We start from the raw sequence: 21,011 nt of genomic DNA on the forward strand, positions 1-21,011 counted from the left end.
GTGTCAGGTGCCCTCTCTGGTCATCTCGGCGTCGGCCGAGTGGAATGTGCCGTCGATGGTGATCCCGCCGTCGACCCGGAGCACGGTGCCGGTGACGAACGACGCGTCCGTCGACGCGAGGAAGGAGGTGGCTGCAGCCACCTCGTCGGGAGAACCGAACCGGCGCATCGGTGTTCGATCTATCAGTCGCTTCTCATCGAGGGTTCCGGTGTCGAGACCCGTTCGCATCATCCCGGTGTCGATGTATCCGGGGGCCACCGCGTTGACCCGGATCCCGTGCGGTCCCCATTCGGCCGCGAGTGTGCGTGTGACACCCAGGACGCCGGACTTCGCTGCGGTGTACGCCAATCGTCCGGGTAGACCGAATGTCGAACCCACCGAGGCGAGATTGATGATCGACGCGTTGGGCGCCTCGCGGAGGAGGACGAAGGCCTCCCGGCTGCACCGCATGGTGCCGCCGAGGTGGACGTCGAGTTCGGCCTGCCACCGGCCGGAATCGATTGCCTCGGCCTGGGTCCGCGAGATGATTCCCGCATTGTTGATCAGGGCGTCGAGCCGTCCGAACCGTTCTCGCACGGCCTCGATCGCGCGGCTGACCGACTCGTCGTCGGTGACGTCGACGACCAACGCGGACCCGCTGACGTCGGCGGCCGCCTGATCAGCACGTCCGGCGTCGATGTCGGCGATCACCACCTGGTGTCCGTCGGCTCGCAACCGTCGCGCCATGGCAAGGCCCAGACCCTGCCCGCCACCGGTGATCAGCGCCACCGAGCCGGGGATCGTCACACGTGACCCGGTCATCGTCCGTACACCTCCCGGACCGCCATGTCGCCCTCGGCGGCGGCGATCTCGTTGGCGTCGTGAGTGGTGTCGAACGGCTCCCAGCGGATCAGCATGCAGATGGCCGCACCGATCAACGGCACCGCGACGAAGATCGTGATGGTCGTCGACAACCCGAGCGCCTCCGACATCCGCGGGAACGCATACAGACCGACGATGCCGCCGATGCTCTGGGAAATGGTGGCCAGCTGTCCGCCGCGACCGCGCAGATCCGACGGGTACGCCATCGCCGCCATGGTCAGACCGGATGCGCCGGGTCCGGCGGAGTGGAAGAAGATGAACATGGCCGGGACGATGAACGCCAGGAGGATCGGGAGCGAGTCGAAGAAGACGCCGAGGACCAGGATCATCGCGGCGACCGCCAGGAATCCGTACTTCGCAGCGCCGTTCGCACCGAGTTTGGATGCCACCCAGATCGAGGCGACACCGCCGACGATGCCGAAGACGTTGAACACGATGGAGCCGAAGGTCGCCTCGCCGAAGTTCTCACCGAACAGGCTCAGCGCGATGACCGGCAGGTAGTACGCCACGGCGTAGTACTGCAGGGCCTGCATCATGGTGACGACGTTGGCCAGGATCGTCCGCGCACGGAAGCGGACGCTGAAGAGTTCGGTGAAACGGCGCTCCTTCCGTGGTTCCTCGATGGCCGCGTCGAGATGCCCGGTGGGATATGTGGCGTCGATTCCGTACATGGCTTTTAGCGACTTGGTCAGCTCGGGGAGCCTGCCCTTCTTCGCAAGCCAGCGCGGGCTGTCGGGCATCAGGGCCCACTGTGCGACTGCGACGACGAAGGCGAAGATCGCGGCGGTGACGAGGCCCCAGCGCCAGATGCTCAGTCCCACGTCGAGGTGGTAGAGACCCAGGACGATCGCCAGGGCGACGACCGTGGAGATGTACCACTGTGCCTGCCAGAAGTTGAGCAGGTACTGGCGCTTCTTCGGCAGGTTCTCCGACAGGTATGCCATCGCAACGCCGAGGTCGACGCCGTAGGCCGCGCCCGCGATGCACCGGGCCAAGACGAGCATCGCGAAACTCGGTGCGGCGGCCATCATCAGGGCGGCGATCACCGCCACGATCTTGGCGACGACCATGATCTTCACCCGACCGTATCGGTCGGCGAGCAGGCCGCAGGTCGCCGCGGCTATCAGGGTGGCGACGTAGCCGTATGCGCTGACCAGCCCGACGCCGTTCGCGTCGAGGTTGAGCTGTTCGCTCATCGGGGCCGTGCCCGAACTCAAGACCGCCAGGAAGTACGCCTCGAAGGCGATGCCGGCGAGACCGAGAACAAGCATGAGTTTGTGCCTGCGGGTCCTTATGTCCTCGGAGTCGACGAGGTCATCGACCTCGGCGACAGTGGTCAGCGCCCGATTTCGGGCAGGGAGTAGTTGGGTCATGACGACATCCGTTCGTGAGAGTGCCCACTCTCCAGGGGTGGGCGAATCGATGGAAGGTTCTGCGCCGGAGGAAGCTCGGGGCAGCGAGTGGTACCGCGCCACCGGGTGTGGTGCGGGACCGTATGTGTGGTCGGTTCGCTAGATGTGGTGCAGGAGTTCGCTCAGCGTGTCGAGGAGATGGTCGGGGCGGTGACCGGCGAGGGTGTCGGTTCCGTAGTAGCCGTAGGCGGCGCCCATCGTGCGGGTGCCGGCGGCGGCGCCGGAGCGGATGTCCTGCGGGCCGTCCCCGACGTACCAGGTACGCGCCGGGTCGAGTCCGGCCCGCTCGAGTCCGAGCAGCACCGGGGCGGGGTGCGGTTTGCGTTCGGTGGTGTCGTCGGCGGTCACGATGGTCGCGAACGACTTCTCGTCGATGCCGAGATGGTGGAAATCTTTGTGCACGCGGCTCATTCGCTTGTTGGTGACGATGCCCACGGTGATGCCGCGCTCGGTGAGAGCGGCGAGGGTCTCACGCAGCTCCGGGTAGGCCGCCACGCGGCGGAAGGCGCCCGAGGTGTAATGCGTGCCGTACGCGCGTTCGAGTTCCAGCGGATCGCGGTCAGAGAATCGCGCGAAGATCTCGGGGGGCCGGGGTGCCATGATGGCGCTCGGATCCTCGAGTTCGTCGGGCAGCGGTTGTCCGAGTTCGTTCTCGAATGTTGCGCGGTAGGCCTCGATGATGGCGTACCGGGAGTCGATGAGGGTCCCGTCCAGGTCGAAGAGCACGCCGTGTGTCGTCACCGGGGCTTCGACGCCGCCCGCGGAAGCCGGTGCGGTGGAGGTCATGCCACCCCCTCGCGCGGTGTGAACGCGAAGAACGTCCGCGGGTTCTGCACGAAGACACGCTCGGCGATGTCGGCGGGGAGCCGGTCGCGAATCTGCTTGAGCAGTCCCGCGAAGCCCGGCGTGCCGCCATGGTGGGGTTGATACGACGGCCGGCCCAGATCACCGGACACCATGATCTTGGTGAAGCCCTCGTCGGCCAGGCGCCGGATGTGGTCGACCCGGAGGTCGTCGGACGGGTATTTGGGTTTGGTCCAATGGTCGAATCCGAGCCACACCCCGGTCTTCGCGACCTTGCGGAGGTAGTCGTAGTCGAGGTTGCGGTCGAGGTGACCGATCAGGACGTGATCGGGATCGACGCCGAGGTCGGCGAAACCGTTCGCCTGCAGGTCACCCAGCGTTCCGGCCTGACAGTGGGTGGAAATCGGCGCGCCTGTCTCGAGATGTGCTCGCGCAACGGCCTTCTGGACCTTGCGCTCGTCCGCGCGGATCTCATCGGTGCGACAGGTCCCGAACTTGATCACGCCGGCCCGCGCCGACGTGCCGTCGACACCGGCCGTCACGTCGGCCGCGAACCGGGCGGCGATCTCCTCCACCGACTCGGTGGCGACCGACTCGGGATAGTAGATGCCCTTCTGATAGCCGCTGGCGCTGATGATGTGGACGGGCGTCGCCCGGGCGACGGCCAGCAGGCCGTCGCCGCGTCGTCCGTAGTCGGCGGTGGTCATCTCGACGAGTGCGCCCCCGCCCAGGCTGTCGAAGTCGGTCACCTCACCGATCGCCGCGTCGACACGGTCGAGCACCATGTCGGGGTCCTTGTCCTGCGCCCACTTCGGCGGGTTGGTGAAGAGGTGCTCATGACACAGGGTCACTCCCAGGCTTTCGGGGGCGATATCGCCGAGCACGGTTCTGATGACGGGCACGAGTTCTCCGTTTCGCGTGTGTCGTGCGGTGGGTCGGCCGGTCAGGCCGTGATGAGGCGCTCGGTCTCGGCCGTCGCGGCCCAGACGTCACGCAGGGGTTCGAGGACTGCCCGGTAGATGGCGAAGGCCTCGTCGTAGGTACTCGCTGTCTCGGGGTCGGGTTCGTGGACGCGCCCCGGCCGTACCAGTTGCGCGGTTGCGGCGTCGAGGTCGGCGTACTGCCCGGTGGCAACCGCGGCGAGCATCGCCGCCCCCAGCGCCCCCGACTCGGGGACATCGGGTGCCACGATGGTCTTCTGCAGCACATCGGCGATGATCTGGCTCCACTCGACACTGCGGGCCCCACCGCCGGTCAGGCGGATCTCGTCGATGCGTACGGGCATGGCGTCGTAACAGTCCCGCACCGAGAGCGCCGTGCCCTCCATGACGGCCCGGACGAGTTCTGCCGACGACGTGTCCGGGCGGAAGTCGACAAAGCTGCCGCGCGCGTTGACATCGAGGAACGGAGCTGTCGCGCCCGCGGTGTTGAGATACGGATGAAACACGAGCCCACCACTTCCCGGCTCGGTCTGGCGGGCGAAGCCGCGCACCACATCGCCGAGCGTGGTGGCGCCGCGCGCCATGCGCTCCACCTCTGCCGGACAGAAGGTGTTGATCACCCAGTCGAGGCACAGGGTTCCGCCGCCGGAATTGGTGATCTGACGCTGCCAGCGGTTCTCCGGCATGAGGAAGCCGAATCCGACTCCTGCCGGCTCGAGAAGCGGGTGGTCGGTGGACGTCCCGTTCATCAGGCTCGTGCCGATGGTCGTGACTGCTTGACCGTCGTGAGCGGCACCGATGCCGATCATGTTGGCCGTCGCATCTCCGGTGCCCGCAGACACCGGGGTCCCCACCGGGAGCCCGGTCTCGGCCGACGCCGCGGCGGTCACGGTCCCCAGGAGGTCGGTGCTGACGCCGACCTCGGGCAGTCGCGGAGACATCTCCTCGATGCCGAATGCGGTGAAGAACTCCTCCGCCTTGCGGCGATTGCGGAAGTCGCAGGGTGCGAACGACAGGTCGGATTCCTCGGTCGCCACGACTCCGGTGAGCCGGTAGTTCACGTAGTCCTTGGCCATGAAGAAGTGCCGAATCCTCGCGTACCGTTCCGGCTCGGCGCGCTTCATCCACGCCAGCAAGGGGTATGGCGTTCCCGGAATGAGAGCGTTCCCGCTGATCTCGAACAAGGCGTCGAGGTGGCCGCGGTCGTGTACTGCGTCGAGAACGCCGGTCGCGCGGGCGTCGGGCCAGCAGATCGCGTGGCCGACGGGCGCGCCGTCATGGCCGACGGTCCATAGTCCACCCATATGACCGGTCACCCCGACGCCTGCGATGGACGTCCCCACGCCGAGCGCGTCGACGACCGCCCGGATCGTGCCTGCGACTGTCGCCCAGGTCTGTTCGGGGTCCTCCTCGTGCCGGCCCGCGGTCGGGTAGACGCTCGGGGTCCGAGCACCGCACTCCGCGACAAGCTCTCCGGTGGCGAGGTCGACGGCGATCGTCTTGAGCGAACTGGTCCCTTTGTCGATACCGATCACCACCGAACGGGTCACCGGGACACCTCCCGTGCGGTGTCCGCAACGGCGCGGACGAGTGCGTCGATGCGCACCCGGTCTTCCGCGTCGACGGGTGTGCGGACGCCCTGGACACGAACTCCCAAGCGACTCAGGCGGTCGGCCAATACGTCGGCGCCCGGATGACCCGACTCGAGCCGGACCGGGCCGTCGACACCGTTGTCTCGCAGCGTGCGCGCGAGCGACACACACAATCCGCGCCAGACAGCGGCGAGCACTTCTTCCGGCGAGGTCTGATAGGACAGCCCGACCAAGACATCTCGGCCCCCGACGACGCCGTAGGTGACCCTGGTGGGGTTGGCTTCCCACTCGGCAATTGTCGCGGCGAACCGGGTGGACAGGTCGACCGAGACATCAGGGGCGAATCGATCGACGAAAGTCCGTAGGACGTCCCACCCCGGCATCTCGAAAGTCGACTCCGGGCCTCCGCCTACACACAGGACCCGGGCCGGGCCGTCCATCGGCATGATCACCCGTGCGACAGAGGAAGCGGGGTCGGTGCCCGCGAGTTTCGGGGCTTGACCCGGTGTCCGGAATCCGGATAACGTGTGCGCCATACGGAACGATTGCATGTCCGGTGATCTGTGTCAACCATCACATCATGGCCTCAGTGTGTTCGGACACCCAGATCGAAGACATGCACCGGGTTGGCGTGAACCGTCCGGCGGACATGTCGTTCTGGAGTGAGATATCAAGGCTTGCAACGAATCACAGAAGGAGACCGGCAGCCATGACACCCGCGCGATCGATAGAGCTCGACCCGAAGAACCACATCGCGTCGATCGTGAAGGCGATCGATGTCCTCGAAGCTTTCAAAGGCGATCGCGCCGAGCTGTCCCTGGCGGAGCTGATGACGAAGTGCGGGCACAGTCGCACAACGATGTACCGGATTCTCAACACCCTCGAGGTCGCCGGCTGGGTCGAGCGCACCCGCTCCGCCGACTACCGACTCACGTTGCGCGTCTTCGAGCTCGCTTCCGCCGTGCTGGGCAGCTTCGACCTGCGCACCGAGGCCAGTCACGTGATGTCCGAACTCGCAGCCCGATTCGATGAGCACGTGTATCTGCTGGTCCCGGACGGCGCGCGGGCGGTCTGCCTCGACATGATCGAGAGCAGCCAACCCATCCGGGTGATGGTTCTCTCGGTCGGGCGGTCGTTACCGCTCTATCTCGGCGGAGCACCGGTGGCCCTGTTGGCCGAACTCGAGGAGACCGCCCTCCCCCAGGTTCTCGAGTCGCGACCGATGCTCACCCCGGCCGGCGACGAGATCACCGAAGAGGAGTTGCGGGCGACGCTCGCCGAAACACGCAGACGCGGCTACTCCATCAGTGTCGGCGACGTGACACCCGGTGTCGCCGCACTGGGCGCGTGCATCCGAGACCGCAAGGGAAATGTGGTGGCGGCGTTGAGCATCGGCGGGTTGTCTGCGGATCTGTCCGATGAACGCCAGGACGAGATGGCCGCCGCGCTGGTGGATGGCGCGCTCACCGTATCCCGTCGCCTGGGGTACGCCGGCTGAGGCGCACAACGTCCCGGCGCACAGTCAGTGCCGTCGAAACAGCTTGTTACCCAACCACACCAGCGGATCATAGTGTCGGTCGGCGACGCGTTCCTTCATCGGGATCAGCGCGTTGTCGGTGATCTTGATCTGCTCGGGACAGACATCGGTGCAGCATTTGGTGATGTTGCAGAGGCCCAGTCCGTGCTCGGTTCGGGCCGTGTCGCGGCGCTCGGCGACGTCGAGGGGATGCATGTCGAGTTCGGCGACGCGCATGAGGAAGCGCGGACCGGCGAAGTTCTGCTTGTTCTCCTCGTGATCGCGCACGACGTGGCAGGTGTCCTGACACAGGAAACACTCGATGCACTTGCGGAACTCCTGCGAGCGCTGCACGTCGACCTGCTTCATCCGATACTCCCCCGGCCCGAGACCCTCAGGGGGCGTGAACGACTGGATCTCCCGCGCTTTCGCGTAGTTGAACGAGACATCGGTGACCAGGTCGCGGATGACGGGGAAGGTCCGCATCGGGGTCACCGTGACGACCTCGTCTTCGGTGAAGGTGGACATCCGGGTCATACACAGCAACTTCGGGCGACCGTTGACCTCGGCCGAGCACGAACCGCATTTGCCCGCTTTGCAGTTCCACCGCACCGCCAGGTCGGGTGCCTGCGTCGCCTGCAGTCGATGGATGATGTCGAGCACCACCTCACCCTCGTTGACAACCACCGTGTAGTCCTCGAGACCACCGGCGTCGGTGTCCCCGCGCCAGATCCGGAACTTCGCGTCGTATCCCATGTCAGTCCTCCGAGTGCCCTTCGGCTCGCTCGCCCCCGGCGCCGGGGTGCCCGGCGATCTCGGCTGCGGTGTAGTACTTCTCTATCTCCGGGAACTCGAACAGCTCCAACAGGTCCGGACGCATGGGGGTCTGTTCCGTCCGCACCACGCTCACCTCCGGCACCGGGCCGTCCCCGTCGAGCTCGGCGGTGCAGACCAACAGAGCGTTACGCCAGTTCGAGTCCATCGACGGGTGATCGTCGCGGGTGTGCCCGCCACGGCTCTCCGTGCGCATGAGCGCGGCCTTAGCGACGCATTCACAGACCAGCAGCATGTTGCGCAGGTCGATGGCGAGATGCCAGCCCGGGTTGAACTGCCGGTGCCCTTCGACCTGCATGCCGCCCAGTCGGTTTCGCAGATCTGCCAGGACGTCGAGCGCCTCCTGCATCTCGGCCTCCTTCCGGATGATCCCGACCAGATCGTTCATGGCCTGTTGGAGGTCGGTGTGCAGGGTGTACGGGTTCTCCGGTTTGCCCTCGGCCGGCGGATCGAAGGGCGCCAGAGCCGATGTCGCCGCCCGCTCGATGTCGGCAGCGGAGACGGTGGGCCGCGTCGTCAGCGATTCGACGTACGCCGCCGCACCGAGTCCGGCCCGTCGCCCGAAGACCAGCAGGTCGGAGAGTGAGTTGCCGCCCAATCGGTTGGAGCCGTGCATCCCTCCCGAGCACTCACCCGCCGCGAACAGCCCCGGGACCCGCGAGGCGGCCGTGTCCGGGTCGACCTCGATTCCGCCCATCACGTAGTGACACGTGGGCCCGACCTCCATCGGCTCGGCCGTGATGTCGACGTCGGCGAGTTCTTTGAACTGATGATGCATCGACGGCAGCCGGCGCATGATCTCCTCGGCGGGCATCCGCGACGCGATGTCGAGGTAGACACCGCCGTGTTCGGTGCCGCGTCCGGCCTTGACCTCCTCGTTGATCGCCCGGGCGACCTCGTCGCGGGGCAACAGGTCCGGGGTCCGACGCGCACTGTCGTTGTCGGCCAGCCACTCGTCGGCCTCCTCCTCGGTCTCGGCGTACTGACCTTTGAAAACCGGTGGGATGTAGTCGAACATGAAACGCTTGCCGTCGGTGTTCTTGAGGACGCCGCCATCGCCGCGGACACCCTCGGTCACCAGGATGCCCTTGACGCTGGGCGGCCAGACCATCCCGGTCGGATGGAACTGGACGAACTCCATGTTGATCAGGCTCGCTCCGGCCCGGAGGGCGAGCGCGTGGCCGTCGCCGGTGTACTCCCACGAATTGGAGGTCACTTTGAACGACTTGCCGATGCCTCCCGTCGCCACGACCACCGCAGGCGCCTCGAACAGGATGAAGCGACCGGACTCACGCCAGTACCCGAACGCGCCGGCGATGGCGTCGCCGTCCTTCAGCAGATCGGTGATGGTGCATTCGGCGAATACCTTGATGCGTGACTCGTAGTCGCCGGTGGCGGCGAAGTCCTCCTGCTGAAGCGAGACGATCTTCTGTTGCATCGTCCGGATCAGTTCCAACCCGGTGCGGTCGCCGACATGCGCGAGCCGCGGATAGGTGTGACCGCCGAAGTTTCGCTGCGATATCCGGCCGTCCTCGGTGCGATCGAACAGGGCGCCGTAGGTTTCGAGTTCCCAGACCCGATCCGGGGCCTCCTTCGCATGCAACTCGGCCATACGCCAGTTGTTCAGGAACTTGCCGCCACGCATGGTGTCCTGAAAATGCGTCTGCCAGTTGTCCTTCGAGTTGGCGTTGCCCATCGACGCGGCGCACCCACCCTCCGCCATGACCGTGTGGGCCTTGCCGAAGAGTGACTTGCACACCACGGCGACCGAGTAACCCCGTTCGCGGGCCTCGATGACCGCACGCAACCCGGCACCGCCCGCACCGATGACAACGACGTCGTACTCGTAGCGTTCCGGCTCGGTCATCTAGCGCGACTCCCAACGTTGAAAACGGCTGCACAACAGACGTTGTGCCGTCAAACGGTCAACCCACGAACCTCAGATCCGAGATGGTGTTGCTGGCAACGAGCATGATGTAGAAGTCGGTGAGCACCAACGTACCGAGCGTGATCCAGGCGAATTGCATGTGCCGGGTGTTCAGCTTCGAGACCCGGGTCCAGATCCAGTACCGCACCGGATGCTTCGAGAAGTGCTTGAGACGGCCGCCGGTCACGTGGCGACACGAGTGGCACGACACCGTGTACGTCCAGAGCAGCAGCACGTTCACGACGAGGATGACATTGCCCAGGCCGAAGCCGAAACCACCGTCGGCGCCGTGGAACGCGATGACGGCGTCGTAGGTGTTGATCACCGAGATGATCACGGCTGCATAGAAGAAGTACCGGTGCGAATTCTGGATGATGAGCGGCAGTCGCGTCTCGCCGGTGTACCTGCTGTGCGGTTCGGCGACAGCGCACGCCGGCGGCGACAACCACACCGACCGGTAGTAGGCCTTGCGGTAGTAGTAGCAGGTCAACCGGAACCCGAGCAGAAACGGTAGCGACAAGAACGCCAGCGGAATCCACATCGGGAGTTCGGGGAAGGGCGTACCGAAGTGACTCGCACCGGGCACACACGACTCACTGAGACACGGCGAGTAGAACGGTGACAGGTAGTGATACTCGGTCGAGTAATAGGCGGTCCTCACAAAGGACCGCACGGTCGCATAGATGACGAAGGCCGCGAGACCGATGACGGTCAGCAGGGGCGACAGCCACCACCTGTCCTGACGGAGTGTGCGCGCCAGGATCCGCGCGCGACCGGGAGAGAAGACCCCGACTGCGTCCCGCTCAGTCGCGGGGGCGCTCACTTCGTGCGCTCACGCGAATGAAAGCCCAGCCCTTCGTCTTGCGCGCCCAGCCAGGCAGATTCGTCTGACTTGCTGTCGGGCACATAGATCACCTGGTCTCGTCCGAGCTTCGCCTGCAGAAGCGGCGGCGGCGCGTGCTCGAAGTCATGGAGGTCGATCTCCAGACGGTCCAGGTCGTTGGACATCCGCCGAACGGCGTCGACATCGCCGTACTGTGTCTGCAGCGTCGTCATGTGATGGCGTAAGGCCCCGATGCTGCGATGCAGATCCCTGATCTCGGTCGGTATCATGGCACATCCCTTCCTGCCTATGTGATGAAGAACACAGTACCGGCCGGGCACGCCGAGTCAACGGTCTTGACCGAACGTGTCGGGGCCCCGGACCGGAGGAGGCCGCCGGATGAACGACGACGACCACCGCCCGGGAGAGAACCTGCCCCGCGCCGAGCAGCGATGGACCGCATCGGCGTTCGTGCTGGTCGCGATGGCGATCCCGTTCCTGCTCCCGGCGCGTTACGCCGCCGGGACCGCATGGTTGCTGCCCGCGATCGAGGGGATGGTGCTGCTGACGCTCGTCGTCGTGGATCCCGGCCGGATCGACCGCCCCGGCCGGTGGGTCCGCGCCCTCTCCGTGTGTCTCGTCGTCGCCATCGCGGCCGGAGCAGCATGGGGTGCGGGACGACTCGTATGGGATCTTCTCCATGGCAATCCGCAGACCGAGGCGGCGAACCAGTTGCTGGTCGCCGGCGCCCTCGTCTGGCTACAGACCGTCATCGCCTTCGCGTTTCTCTACTGGGAACTCGACGGCGGCGGGCCGGTGAACCGGCACCTGCACCCCGCCGAGCACCCGGATCTCGCGTTTCCCCAGCAACTCGAGCCGCGGTTGGCAGCCTCCGGTTGGCGACCGGTGTTCTTCGACTACCTCTACCTGGCCCTGACCAATGCGACGGCCTTCAGTCCGACCGATGTGATGCCGCTGGCGCGGCGCGCGAAACTCGCGATGGCCTCGCAGTCATTGCTGTCGATCGTCATCCTGAGCCTGGTGGTGGCCAACGCGGTGAACCTGCTGGACTAGCGAGGCGCCGCCACGGACCGGAATAGCGCCTGTGCGGCGACGGTTGAGTCGGCCGAGTTCCCGGACCAGATCGGAGTCGACGATGAGCGAAGCACGAGCCGCGGCCGTCACCACACGGCAGGTCATCCGAGCCGCCGGCCGACATGGCTTCCGGAGCGAGTGGCTCGATTCCCGCCAGTCCTTCCCGGTCACCGGCAACTTCGATCTGACCGCGAACGCCCACGGGGTCCTGCTCGTGCACAACGATGATCGCGTCGACGCGGGCGAAGGCTTCGACGCACATTTTCACCGCGACGCCGAGATCATCACGTGGGTGCTCGAAGGAGCTGTCGCTCATCGTGATTCGTTCGGCAACACGGGCGTGATCACCCCCGGCGTCGCGCAGCGGATGAGCGCGGGCCGCGGTATCACCCATACCGAGGCGAATGCTTCTCGACGGAGCGAGGACCGGGACCTTCGCGTCATCCAGATGTGGGTTGCGCCCGAACACGCCGGAGGTGAACCCGGCTATGCCGAGCGCGATTTCACCACCGACCTCGCAGCCGGCGGCCTGGTCACCGTCGCCTCCGGAATGCCCGAGCACACCGACACCACGGCGATCTCGATCAAGAATCCCCATGCGGCACTGCATGTCGCGCGTCTCGGGTCCGGGCAGTCGGTCATTCTCCCCCCGGCGCCCTTCGGACACCTGTACGTGGCGCGGGGCGGTGTCGAGTTGGACGACGGCATACAGCTCGCCGAGGGTGATGCCCTGCGCACCACCGATCACGGCGACGTCACCGTCTCCGCGACGATGGACACCGAGATTCTGTTCTGGGAGATGCACTCGACGTTTCGCCGTTGATCCCAAGGGACAACTCTCGTCCACCCCATCTTCACTGACGTGTACAGGATTTGCCGTAACGCTGCCGATTCACGGTGGCACCGCTACTGTGTGAGCCATTCGAAGGATGAGGCACTTCGCGCGCCTCGACGGTCAGGTCACCGAGCGAAAGGACGTCCATGCCTTCCCCGTCACCCGCAGCACGACTCGCCGCTGAGTTCTTCGGCACATTCTGGTTGGTCTTCGGCGGATGCGGCAGCGCGATCTACGCCGCCAAGCAGATAGCGCAATCCGACGACGGTCAGGACACCTTCCAGGTGGGGATCGGATTCCTCGGCGTCTCGCTGGCTTTCGGCCTCACCGTGGTGACCATGGCCTACGCGGTCGGACACGTCTCGGGAGCACACTTCAATCCCGCGATCACGTTGGGCGCCGCCATCAGCGGACGGATGTCCTGGAAGGAGCTGCCCACCTACTGGATCGCACAGGTCGTGGGTGGCCTGCTGGCCGGCCTGATGCTCTTCCTCATCGCGAAGGGTCGACCCGGGTTCGTGGCGGAGGGCAACATGGCTGCCAACGGATACGGCGAACACTCCCCCGGCAACTACTCCCTCACCGCGGTTCTCATCGCAGAGGTCCTGTTGACGGCGTTCTTCCTCATCGTGGTCCTGGGCGCGACCGACGGGCGCGCCCCCGCGGGCTTCGGGCCGCTGGCGATCGGTTTGTGCCTCACCCTCATCCATCTGATCTCGATCCCGATCAGCAACACCTCGGTCAACCCGGCCCGCTCGACCGCGGTCGCCTTCTTCAACGGCAACGGCGCGCCCGGTCAGCTGTGGGCCTTCTGGCTCGCCCCGTTGATCGGTGGTCTCATCGGCGGTCTCCTCTACCCGTTGCTGTTCCAGAACGGGAAGCGTGCAGCGCCCGAGCCGGCCCGAACCGAGACCGCCGACGCCTGAGCGGGTCCGGTCAGGCGTCGGATCGCTCCATCAGTTCCGGCGGAGTCCAGGTGCCGTCAAGAATTTCCGGACGCGGACGATAGAGCCGGATGAGATAGTTCCATCCGCGCGGTGTGACGATCGCATTTGCCGGAAGCTCCCCGTCCGCGGTGGGCACGAAACGCACGGTGACCGAACCGTCTTCGTTCCGCTCGCCGGTGACGCTGTTGACCGTGTACAGGTTCCTCGCATTCGGTTCGAAGAACCCCGCGGCGTTGTACACCGACACCGACCAGAAGGCGTCGACCGGGACCTCGTCGAAAGTCAGCTCGTACAAACCCGGCTCACGTTCCGGGTCGACCCCGATGTACGTCGCCTCGGAGGTGGGGAGGCCACCCCAGCCCGCCGCGCAGCCGATCAGGTGGCGAACTGGATCGACGTCGCCGCGCGTTCCGAAGGTTCGGTCGAACGACTCCAGCCCTCTGGCCAGGGCGAGCAGGGCTGCTCGGGTGTCGTCGAGAGTCGCAGTGTCGTAGTCCGGCGATACGAACGGTTCCGACGAACCGGGTTCGACGGACACCTGGTCCTGCAGGGTGACGACCTTCGCGACGTCGTCGGGGTCCACAGGGTCGACGAGGATACGTACGGCAACGAGGACGTACCGCGAACCGAACCGCTCTGCGGTGAGTTCGTGACGGCCCTCCGCATGCAGAACCCCGCCCACGTAATGGTCCTCGTTCACTATCATCGCCGAGACGTAGCGTCCCTGCGCGTCAGGCAGCGTCAGGACAGCCGGCCGGGCGAGGTCGACCACCGCGAAGCTGTACAGCGTGTCCCGGTTGAGCCGGATGACCGTCTGTTCCTCGATCGAGGCGGGTTCCCGGTTGTGACGGAAAACGCCTACTCCTCCTGCCGCCCGCTGGATGTCGGCGAACATCCGGTGCGTCTCCGCACGGACGAAGTTGTCGGCGTTCACGCGAACAGGCTCTTGCTGAACCGGCATCTGTCGCTCCCTCTCGATGGTCGCGGAAATTCTAACCGGACCCTTCGAGGCTCGTCGCTAACGCTCCTCGCACCTCAGGGAGCAGGATGGGACTGTCGCTTTCGCTCCTCACACCTCAGGGAGCAGGGTGGGACCGTCGCCAACGCTCCTCGCACCTCAGTATCTGCGGCCTGGCGGCCGTCGTTGCCTACGAAAGAACACCGGCGCTGCCGCTCAGCATGTATCAGGACGGAGTGACGACGCGCAGGATGTCCCGTCCCGCGAGCAGCCGGGAGATGTTGTCGGTGATGTCGTGAACCCGGCCGACGAAGGTGTCGCGGGTGACCCCCGAGATGTGCGGGGTCATCAGGACATTGGGCAGCTCGGCGAACGGCAGGTCCGACGGAGCCGCCTCGTCACCGGCCGTCGGATAGCGATACCAGACATCGACCGCGGCCCCGCCGATCACCCCGTCCTGCAACGCCTCGAACAGATCCTGCTCGACCACGAGCGGACCGCGGCCCACGTTCACCAGCACACCCGAGGGCCCGAGCCGGCGGAGATGCGCGGCATCGATCATCCCGGTGGTACTCGAGGTCAGCGGTGCGGAGACGACCACGACGTCGGATTCCGTCATCAGTCGGCCGAGATCGGTGGTGTCGCCGTGCCACTCGAGTCCGGAATCGTCGGCGACCCGGCCGGACCCCGTCACCGCGCAGGCCCGCGCGCCGAAAGCACCCAGCAGATCCGCGGTTCGCCGCCCGATGTGGCCGAAGCCGACGTAACCGACCATGGCCCCGCGGAGGGTCTGCGGTTGCGGCACACCGTCTCGATAGACCGCCGACGCCCAGACACCCTGCCGAAGCGCCGCATCCTGGACGAGCAGGTCTCGGCGCACGGTCACCGCCGCGGCGGCGATGTATTCGGCGATCGAGTCCTCGTGGTGAAACGTGTTGGCCACCAGAGTGTGCGCGGGAAGGTCGTCGAAACTCACCTTGTCGGTGCCGGCACCGCCGGTGAGCACCAGCCGCAGCCGCGAACCCGCGCGAGCCATCGACGGAGTCACCCGGCCGCCGATATAGACATCGGCATCGGCCAGATCCGTCACGAGCGCCGCCTCGTCGAAGGCCGCGTGCCAGGAGGTGTCCACCCCGACGGGCAGCAAACTCTCGAACAGGTCGCGGTGTGGCGCGAAGTTCCGTTCGCCCACCACGACTTTGAGACCACCACCACCGCTGTGCGATTCCGCCACGACGTCAGCTCCGCACGAGAGCGGGCCGTTTGCTGTCGAAGGTCCAGTCCGGGATCAGGAACTGCATCCCGATCGAGTCGTCCCGGGCGCCGAGCCCTTCGGTGAGATACAGATGGTGGGCGGCGTCCACCTGTTCCATGTCGAGTTCGACACCGAGTCCCGGGCGGTCGGGAACCGTGAGGTGACCGTCGACGATCTCGTACGGCTCGGTGGTGAGGCGCTGTCCGTCCTGCCAGATCCAATGCGTGTCGATCGCGGTGATCTCACCGGGTGCGGCGGCGGCCACATGCGTGAACATGGCCAGCGACACGTCGAAGTGATTGTTGGAGTGCGAACCCCAGGTCAGCCCCCACGCATCACACAGTTGCGCGACGCGGACCGAGCCGGCCATGGTCCAGAAATGCGGGTCCGCCAGAGGGATGTCGACCGCATTCGTCCGGATCGTGTGCCCCAACTCGCGCCAGTCGGTGGCGATCATGTTGGTCGCCGTCGGCAGTCCGGTCGCGCGTTTGAACTCGGCCATCACCTCACGGCCGGAGAACCGGCCCTCCGGCCCCACCGGGTCCTCGGCGTAGGCGACCACGTCGCGGAGACGACCACCGATTCGGATCGCCTCCTCGAGCAGCCAGCCACCGTTGGGGTCGAGGGTCACCCGCGCCGCCGGGAAGCGTTCGGCGAGTGCGGTGACGACATCGGCCTCCTCCTCGGGCGACAGGACCCCGCCCTTCAACTTGAAATCGGCGAAGCCGTAGCGCTTCTGGGCTGCCTCGGCGAGGGCGACCACACCGTCGGCGTCGAGAGCCTCCTGATGGCGCAGGCGCATCCACTCGTCGGTCTCGTCGGCACCGTCGGCGTAGTCCAGCGTTGTCTTGGTGCGGTCCCCCACGAAGAACAGGTAGCCGAGCGCCGCGACCCGGTCGCGTTGCTGTCCCTCGCCGAGCAGCGCCGCCACCGGAACACGGAGGTGCTGGCCGAGGAGATCCAACAGAGCTGATTCGACGGCGGTCACCGCGTGAATCGTGATGCGCTGGTCGAAGGTCTGATCTCCCCGTCCGCCCCGGTCGCGGTCGGCGAAAGTTCGCCGGATGTCCTGCAGGACGGCGTTGTACTCCCCGATCCCGCGCCCTTCGACGATCGGCCGGGCGTCGTCGAGCGTGGTGCGGATCGGTTCGCCACCCGGGACCTCGCCGACACCCTGGTTGCCCTCGGAGTCGGTGAGGACCACCAGATTGCGCGTGAAGAACGGAGCGTGCGCGCCGGAGAGGTTGAGCAGCATGCTGTCCCGGCCGGCGACGGGGATCACCCGCATCTCGGTGACGACCGGGGTCGTCGTGGCGGCCGGCGTCGGAGTCGCTGTCGTCATGGTTGGTCCTTTCGAGAATTCAGAAGAAGAGCTGCTGGCCGATGAGCAGGACCGCGCCGATGCCCGACACCGTGATCGACACCATGCGCAACCGGTTCCGGTCGAGCAGCCGGTTGACGAGACGGGACGCGACGAAGCCGAGGACGACGACCGGTGTCAGTGCGACGAATGCCCAGAGGATCTCTGCGCGCAGGCTGCCGGTCGCGGCCAGGGCGGCCAGCGACATCAGACTGCCGGCGAGGAAGAACGCACTCATGTTGCTGCGAACATGTGCGCTCTCCTTGCCGGAGTACACCAGGGCCATGGGTGGGCCGCCGATCGACGTTGCCGTGCCCAGCAGTCCGGAGGCGGCTCCCGCGGTCGCCAGGTTGCGGCGCCCGGGGGCGGGCCGCCACCCGACCGATGCGACCGCCACCCCGCCGAGGACGACCGCGGCCAGCAGCAGCGACAGCCCGCGGGTCGGTAACCACACCAGCAGCAGGGCGCCGGCGATGGTTCCGGGCACTCGACCGATCAGCGCCCACCCGGTACCGCGCAGGTCCAGGCTCCCCCGCTCGCGGATCACGACCAGCAACGTCACGGTCGTCGCGGACGCGATCAGCATGCCGGGGAGCAGCGTCGGCGCCACCAGGGCGACCACCGGAGCGGCGAGCATGCCCATCCCGAACCCGATCGACGCCTGCATGCAGGACGCCAGGAACACGGCGACGGCGATGATCACGCATGCCACGACACTCACGTGGGCTGGGCATTCGTGCTGTCCGGCGCGGTCATGCTGCCGGCGCGGGCATACCCAGTCCGACCCGCCCGCGGGGGTGGTAGCACTCGGCGACGTGCCCGATCTCGCCGTGATCGGTGACGGCCGGCGGGAGCGCGGTCGCACAGAGGTCGGTGGCATGGGCACAGCGCGTGCGGAACCGGCACCCTGACGGCGGGTTGAGCGGCGAGGGCACCTCACCGCTGAGAAGGATTCGCTCACGACGGTTCTCGGCGTCGAGCGTGGGTGCCGCAGACATCAGCGCCTCGGTGTATGGATGCGCGGGATGGTCGAACACGGCCTCGGTGCTGCCCGTCTCGACGATCCGACCGAGGTACATCACCGCGACCCGGTCGGCCACGTGGCGGACCACGGACAGATCGTGCGAGATGAAGATGTAGGAGATGTCGAGTTCCTGCTGGAGTTCGTTGAGCAGATTCAACACCTGCGCCTGGACCGAGAGATCCAACGCGGAGACCGGTTCATCACAGATGATCACCTCGGGATCGAGAGCGAGCGCCCGGGCGATCCCCAGCCGCTGGCGCTGACCGCCGGAGAACTCCTGCGGACTGCGGTGTTCGTCGCTCGGTCGCAGCCCGACGAGGTGCAGCAACTCGCGCACCCGAGCGGCCCGATCTCGCTTGCGCGGGTACAGATCCCGGTGGGTGCGCCACGGTTCGCCGATGATCTCGGCCGCCGTCATGCGGTTGTTCAGCGAGGCGTAGGGATCCTGGAACACCATCTGCACCTTACGACGCAGAGCGAGCAGGTCCTTGCCCTTGAGCCGGTAGGGATCGGTACCGTCCCAGCGCACGGTGCCGGTGTCGGGGCGCTCGAGCATCATCAGCGTGCGCGCGAGAGTGGATTTGCCACAACCGGATTCGCCGACGAGTCCGAGCGTCTCACCGCGACGGAGCTCGAGGTCGATACCGTCGAGCGCCCGCAGTTGCTTGCGGCCGCCCTTCCCGGACACGGCGAACGTCTTGCCGACGTCGCGCACCTCGAGGACCCGGCTGGTGCCGTGTGACGTCTCGCCGCGCGGTGCACCGCCGTCCGCGGTCGAGGCCTTGGCGAACCTCGTCGTCGTCTCAGACATTGTCGATCTCCTCCGAGAAGTGGCAGGCGGCGGCACGGTTGGTGCCGGTTGCGGTCAGCGTCGGACGTTCCTGGACGCACTGCGCCCGAGCCAGCGGGCACCGCGCCTGATACACGCACCCCGTCGGGATGGAGTGCAGGTCGGGCGGGGTTCCACCGATCGACTTGAGGTCGGCGCCGCGTTCGGCACTGACGGGCACCGAATCGAGAAGTCCCTTGGTGTACGGGTGTTTCGGACTTCCGAAGACCTCGGCCACCGGTCCGGTCTCGACGACGTTGCCGGCGTACATGATCGCGACACGGTCGGCTTGTTCGGCGACGAGCGCGAGATCGTGGGTGATCAGGACGACCGCCATGTCGTGCTCGGCACGGAGCCGGCCCAGCAGGGCCATGATCTGGGCCTGCACGGTCACGTCGAGCGCGGTGGTCGGCTCGTCGGCGAGCAGCACCTTGGGGCTCAGCGCGACCGCCATCGCGATCAGCAGACGCTGGCGCATGCCGCCCGAGAACTGGTGGGGGTAGGAGTCGACCCGGGACTCCGGTTCCGGGATGCCCACGTGACGCATCAGCTCGATCGCCTCGAGACGGGCCTTCTTCTTCGACATCCGACGATGGATCCGGAACGGTTCGGCGAGTTGGGTGCCGACCGGATACACGGGGTTGAGGGCGGTCAGCGCGTCCTGGAACACGATGGCGAGCTCGGTGCCGGCCACGTCACGCCGCTTCGACGGCGACGCGGAGACGAGATCGACGGAATCGAGCGTGATCGACCCGTCGGAGACCGAGGCGATCGGGTCGAGCAGGCCGACGAGCGCCTGAGCGGTCATCGACTTGCCGCACCCCGATTCGCCGAGAAGCGCCAGGGTCTCGCCGCGACGGGCACGGAAGGAGACGTGATCGACGGCGCGGACAGTGCCGGTGGGGGTCCGCAGATCGACGGTCAGGTCGACGACGTCGAGTGCGACCCGGTCGTCGGTGCCGGCATCAGGCCGGTCGAGGGCGGGAGCACTCATCGCAGCGCCTTTCGTGAGGAGAAGAACCGCTTGCGCGCGTTCGGGGTGGTCAGTCGCCACCGCTGACCGGGGTCGGTCGCGATGCGCGCCCATGCCGCCAGCATCGTGGCCGACACGGTCGTGATGACGATCGCCAGACCCGGGAAGAACGACAGCCACCATGCCGTCTGCAGATAGGTCCGACCCTGCGACACCATCAATCCCCAGCTGATGTCGGGCGGCTGGATGCCGATGCCGAGGAACGACAGCGACGACTCGGCGAGCATCACGTAACAGAAGTCGAGAGTGGCGACCGTGAGCAGCGTCGGGAGCAGGATCGGCAACACGTGACCGCGGAGGATCGCACCGCTGCTCGCACCGAATGTCCGTGCCGCGTCGACGAACACACGGCTCTGCAGTTCGGCGGATTCGGCGCGTGCCGTACGCAGGTAGATCGGGATGCGGGTGATCGCGAGCACCGCGATGATGTTGGCGGCGCTCGGCGAGAACACATACAGGATCACGACGGCGAGCAGCAGGGACGGGAAGCTCATGATGACATCGGCGATGCGCATCGCGGTGGTCTCCCGCCAGCCGCGGTGGTAACCCGCCCACATGCCGATCGCCGATCCGACGACGCACGAGATGATCACGGCAGGCAGGGAGACCATCAGTGTGGTCTGACACGCGACGATGAGCCGGGCGAGCATGCTGCGGCCGAGCGGGTCGGTGCCCAGGATGTTCATCCAGCCCGTGTCCAGGTTGAACGGCGGGAGATTCGACTCGTCGAGGTTCTGGTCGGTGGCGGCGTCGCCGACGAGCCACGGACCGAAGACCGCGGTGAGCAGGACGAGGGTCAGGATGCCTGCCGCGACGGTCGCGAACTTGTCGCGGAACAGCAACCGCCACAACGGCAACTGCCCGGCGGGCACCTTCTTGGTGGCGACGGAGTCGCCGGTGATGTCGGTCGAGGCGACGGGACTCGTCGAGTCGACGGGATCGGTGACGATGGACATGGTGTCAGT

Annotated in this window: 21 protein-coding genes; 4 read left to right on the plus strand and 17 right to left on the minus strand. The window is 66.6% G+C overall.

From position 1 onward, the window contains the following. Positions 1-3: 3 nt before the first annotated feature. The 6 genes from BCM27_RS14815 to BCM27_RS14840 form a co-directional block, all read right to left on the minus strand. Positions 4-801 (minus strand): SDR family NAD(P)-dependent oxidoreductase, encoded by a 798-nt coding sequence (locus BCM27_RS14815; RefSeq protein WP_004019888.1) that lies wholly within the window; start codon positions 799-801, stop codon positions 4-6. Next, positions 798-2,234, minus strand: a complete 1,437-nt coding sequence (locus tag BCM27_RS14820; protein ID WP_004019887.1) for an MFS transporter — start codon at positions 2,232-2,234, stop codon at positions 798-800. The genes BCM27_RS14815 and BCM27_RS14820 overlap by 4 nt, the downstream gene beginning before the upstream one ends. Before the next feature lie 138 nt (positions 2,235-2,372). Next, entirely contained in the window at positions 2,373-3,059 is a 687-nt protein-coding gene (locus BCM27_RS14825; RefSeq protein ID WP_004019886.1) for an HAD family hydrolase, read from the minus strand. Further along, complete coding sequence (locus BCM27_RS14830; RefSeq protein WP_004019885.1) at positions 3,056-3,979, minus strand: phosphotriesterase family protein; 924 nt, start codon at positions 3,977-3,979, stop codon at positions 3,056-3,058. Before BCM27_RS14830 ends, BCM27_RS14825 begins: the two co-directional genes overlap by 4 nt. A gap of 41 nt (positions 3,980-4,020) precedes the next feature. After that, positions 4,021-5,568, minus strand: a complete 1,548-nt coding sequence (locus BCM27_RS14835) for an FGGY-family carbohydrate kinase (RefSeq protein ID WP_004019884.1) — start codon at positions 5,566-5,568, stop codon at positions 4,021-4,023. Further along, on the minus strand, positions 5,565-5,993 hold the full coding sequence (locus tag BCM27_RS14840; protein WP_141638818.1) for a hypothetical protein: 429 nt from the start codon (positions 5,991-5,993) through the stop codon (positions 5,565-5,567). Before BCM27_RS14840 ends, BCM27_RS14835 begins: the two co-directional genes overlap by 4 nt. Before the next feature lie 326 nt (positions 5,994-6,319). On the opposite strand from BCM27_RS14840, the gene BCM27_RS14845 reads away from it, so the two are divergent. Continuing rightward, entirely contained in the window at positions 6,320-7,108 is a 789-nt protein-coding gene (locus BCM27_RS14845; protein ID WP_004019882.1) for an IclR family transcriptional regulator, read from the plus strand. 24 nt (positions 7,109-7,132) lie between these two features. Here the strand turns inward: BCM27_RS14845 and BCM27_RS14850 are convergent, their stop codons facing one another. From BCM27_RS14850 to BCM27_RS14865, 4 genes are read right to left on the minus strand one after another with little or no spacing between them, the layout of a single operon-like run. Then, positions 7,133-7,882: a succinate dehydrogenase/fumarate reductase iron-sulfur subunit gene (locus tag BCM27_RS14850; protein ID WP_004019881.1), complete on the minus strand. Its 750-nt coding sequence runs from the start codon at positions 7,880-7,882 to the stop codon at positions 7,133-7,135. A 1-nt stretch (position 7,883) separates the two neighbouring features. After that, positions 7,884-9,827 carry a fumarate reductase/succinate dehydrogenase flavoprotein subunit gene (locus BCM27_RS14855; RefSeq protein WP_004019880.1) on the minus strand — a complete coding sequence of 648 codons (1,944 nt, stop codon included), beginning with the start codon at positions 9,825-9,827 and terminating at the stop codon, positions 7,884-7,886. Positions 9,828-9,885: 58 nt separating this feature from the next. Beyond that, complete coding sequence (locus BCM27_RS14860; protein WP_004019879.1) at positions 9,886-10,710, minus strand: hypothetical protein; 825 nt, start codon at positions 10,708-10,710, stop codon at positions 9,886-9,888. After that, complete coding sequence (locus BCM27_RS14865) at positions 10,707-11,000, minus strand: hypothetical protein (RefSeq protein ID WP_004019878.1); 294 nt, start codon at positions 10,998-11,000, stop codon at positions 10,707-10,709. Before BCM27_RS14865 ends, BCM27_RS14860 begins: the two co-directional genes overlap by 4 nt. A gap of 109 nt (positions 11,001-11,109) precedes the next feature. On the opposite strand from BCM27_RS14865, the gene BCM27_RS14870 reads away from it, so the two are divergent. The 3 genes from BCM27_RS14870 to aqpZ all read left to right on the plus strand — a co-directional run bounded on the left by BCM27_RS14870 (position 11,110) and on the right by aqpZ (position 13,566). After that, entirely contained in the window at positions 11,110-11,784 is a 675-nt protein-coding gene (locus BCM27_RS14870) for a DUF1345 domain-containing protein (protein WP_004019877.1), read from the plus strand. 82 nt (positions 11,785-11,866) lie between these two features. Next, positions 11,867-12,628 carry a pirin family protein gene (locus BCM27_RS14875; RefSeq protein WP_004019876.1) on the plus strand — a complete coding sequence of 254 codons (762 nt, stop codon included), beginning with the start codon at positions 11,867-11,869 and terminating at the stop codon, positions 12,626-12,628. Positions 12,629-12,786: 158 nt separating this feature from the next. Continuing rightward, positions 12,787-13,566 carry an aquaporin Z gene (aqpZ, locus tag BCM27_RS14880; RefSeq protein ID WP_004019875.1) on the plus strand — a complete coding sequence of 260 codons (780 nt, stop codon included), beginning with the start codon at positions 12,787-12,789 and terminating at the stop codon, positions 13,564-13,566. 10 nt (positions 13,567-13,576) lie between these two features. Here aqpZ and BCM27_RS14885 read toward each other — a convergent pair whose 3' ends face one another. The 7 genes from BCM27_RS14885 to BCM27_RS14915 all read right to left on the minus strand — a co-directional run bounded on the left by BCM27_RS14885 (position 13,577) and on the right by BCM27_RS14915 (position 21,002). Beyond that, a complete protein-coding gene (locus BCM27_RS14885; protein WP_004019874.1) occupies positions 13,577-14,548 on the minus strand; it encodes a DUF1214 domain-containing protein in 972 nt (323 codons plus the stop codon). A gap of 223 nt (positions 14,549-14,771) precedes the next feature. After that, entirely contained in the window at positions 14,772-15,779 is a 1,008-nt protein-coding gene (locus tag BCM27_RS14890; RefSeq protein ID WP_004019873.1) for a 2-hydroxyacid dehydrogenase, read from the minus strand. Positions 15,780-15,783: 4 nt separating this feature from the next. Beyond that, positions 15,784-17,142 (minus strand): enolase C-terminal domain-like protein, encoded by a 1,359-nt coding sequence (locus BCM27_RS14895; RefSeq protein WP_004019872.1) that lies wholly within the window; start codon positions 17,140-17,142, stop codon positions 15,784-15,786. Positions 17,143-17,161: 19 nt separating this feature from the next. Continuing rightward, positions 17,162-17,881 carry a sulfite exporter TauE/SafE family protein gene (locus BCM27_RS14900; RefSeq protein WP_004019871.1) on the minus strand — a complete coding sequence of 240 codons (720 nt, stop codon included), beginning with the start codon at positions 17,879-17,881 and terminating at the stop codon, positions 17,162-17,164. Between the two features lie 31 nt (positions 17,882-17,912). Beyond that, on the minus strand, positions 17,913-18,995 hold the full coding sequence (locus tag BCM27_RS14905; protein WP_004019870.1) for an ABC transporter ATP-binding protein: 1,083 nt from the start codon (positions 18,993-18,995) through the stop codon (positions 17,913-17,915). Beyond that, positions 18,988-20,007, minus strand: a complete 1,020-nt coding sequence (locus BCM27_RS14910) for an ABC transporter ATP-binding protein (protein ID WP_004019869.1) — start codon at positions 20,005-20,007, stop codon at positions 18,988-18,990. Before BCM27_RS14910 ends, BCM27_RS14905 begins: the two co-directional genes overlap by 8 nt. Next, complete coding sequence (locus BCM27_RS14915) at positions 20,004-21,002, minus strand: ABC transporter permease (protein WP_004019868.1); 999 nt, start codon at positions 21,000-21,002, stop codon at positions 20,004-20,006. Before BCM27_RS14915 ends, BCM27_RS14910 begins: the two co-directional genes overlap by 4 nt. Between the last annotated feature and the right edge of the window lie 9 nt (positions 21,003-21,011).

The organism is Gordonia terrae, assembly GCF_001698225.1.
Classification (GTDB): Bacteria; Actinomycetota; Actinomycetes; order Mycobacteriales; family Mycobacteriaceae; genus Gordonia; species Gordonia terrae.

Bases quoted from the DNA above. Each gene is read 5' to 3' on its own strand.
- BCM27_RS14815 (WP_004019888.1), bottom strand. From the start codon at position 801: ATGACCGGGTCACGTGTGACGATCCCCGGCTCGGTGGCGCTGATCACC.
- BCM27_RS14820 (WP_004019887.1), bottom strand. From the start codon at position 2,234: ATGACCCAACTACTCCCTGCCCGAAATCGGGCGCTGACCACTGTCGCC.
- BCM27_RS14825 (WP_004019886.1), bottom strand. From the start codon at position 3,059: ATGACCTCCACCGCACCGGCTTCCGCGGGCGGCGTCGAAGCCCCGGTG.
- BCM27_RS14840 (WP_141638818.1), bottom strand. From the start codon at position 5,993: ATGCCGGGGTGGGACGTCCTACGGACTTTCGTCGATCGATTCGCCCCT.
- BCM27_RS14845 (WP_004019882.1), top strand. From the start codon at position 6,320: ATGACACCCGCGCGATCGATAGAGCTCGACCCGAAGAACCACATCGCG.
- BCM27_RS14850 (WP_004019881.1), bottom strand. From the start codon at position 7,882: ATGGGATACGACGCGAAGTTCCGGATCTGGCGCGGGGACACCGACGCC.
- BCM27_RS14855 (WP_004019880.1), bottom strand. From the start codon at position 9,827: ATGACCGAGCCGGAACGCTACGAGTACGACGTCGTTGTCATCGGTGCG.
- BCM27_RS14865 (WP_004019878.1), bottom strand. From the start codon at position 11,000: ATGATACCGACCGAGATCAGGGATCTGCATCGCAGCATCGGGGCCTTA.
- BCM27_RS14870 (WP_004019877.1), top strand. From the start codon at position 11,110: ATGAACGACGACGACCACCGCCCGGGAGAGAACCTGCCCCGCGCCGAG.
- BCM27_RS14875 (WP_004019876.1), top strand. From the start codon at position 11,867: ATGAGCGAAGCACGAGCCGCGGCCGTCACCACACGGCAGGTCATCCGA.
- aqpZ (WP_004019875.1), top strand. From the start codon at position 12,787: ATGCCTTCCCCGTCACCCGCAGCACGACTCGCCGCTGAGTTCTTCGGC.
- BCM27_RS14885 (WP_004019874.1), bottom strand. From the start codon at position 14,548: ATGCCGGTTCAGCAAGAGCCTGTTCGCGTGAACGCCGACAACTTCGTC.
- BCM27_RS14895 (WP_004019872.1), bottom strand. From the start codon at position 17,142: ATGACGACAGCGACTCCGACGCCGGCCGCCACGACGACCCCGGTCGTC.
- BCM27_RS14905 (WP_004019870.1), bottom strand. From the start codon at position 18,995: ATGTCTGAGACGACGACGAGGTTCGCCAAGGCCTCGACCGCGGACGGC.
- BCM27_RS14910 (WP_004019869.1), bottom strand. From the start codon at position 20,007: ATGAGTGCTCCCGCCCTCGACCGGCCTGATGCCGGCACCGACGACCGG.
- BCM27_RS14915 (WP_004019868.1), bottom strand. From the start codon at position 21,002: ATGTCCATCGTCACCGATCCCGTCGACTCGACGAGTCCCGTCGCCTCG.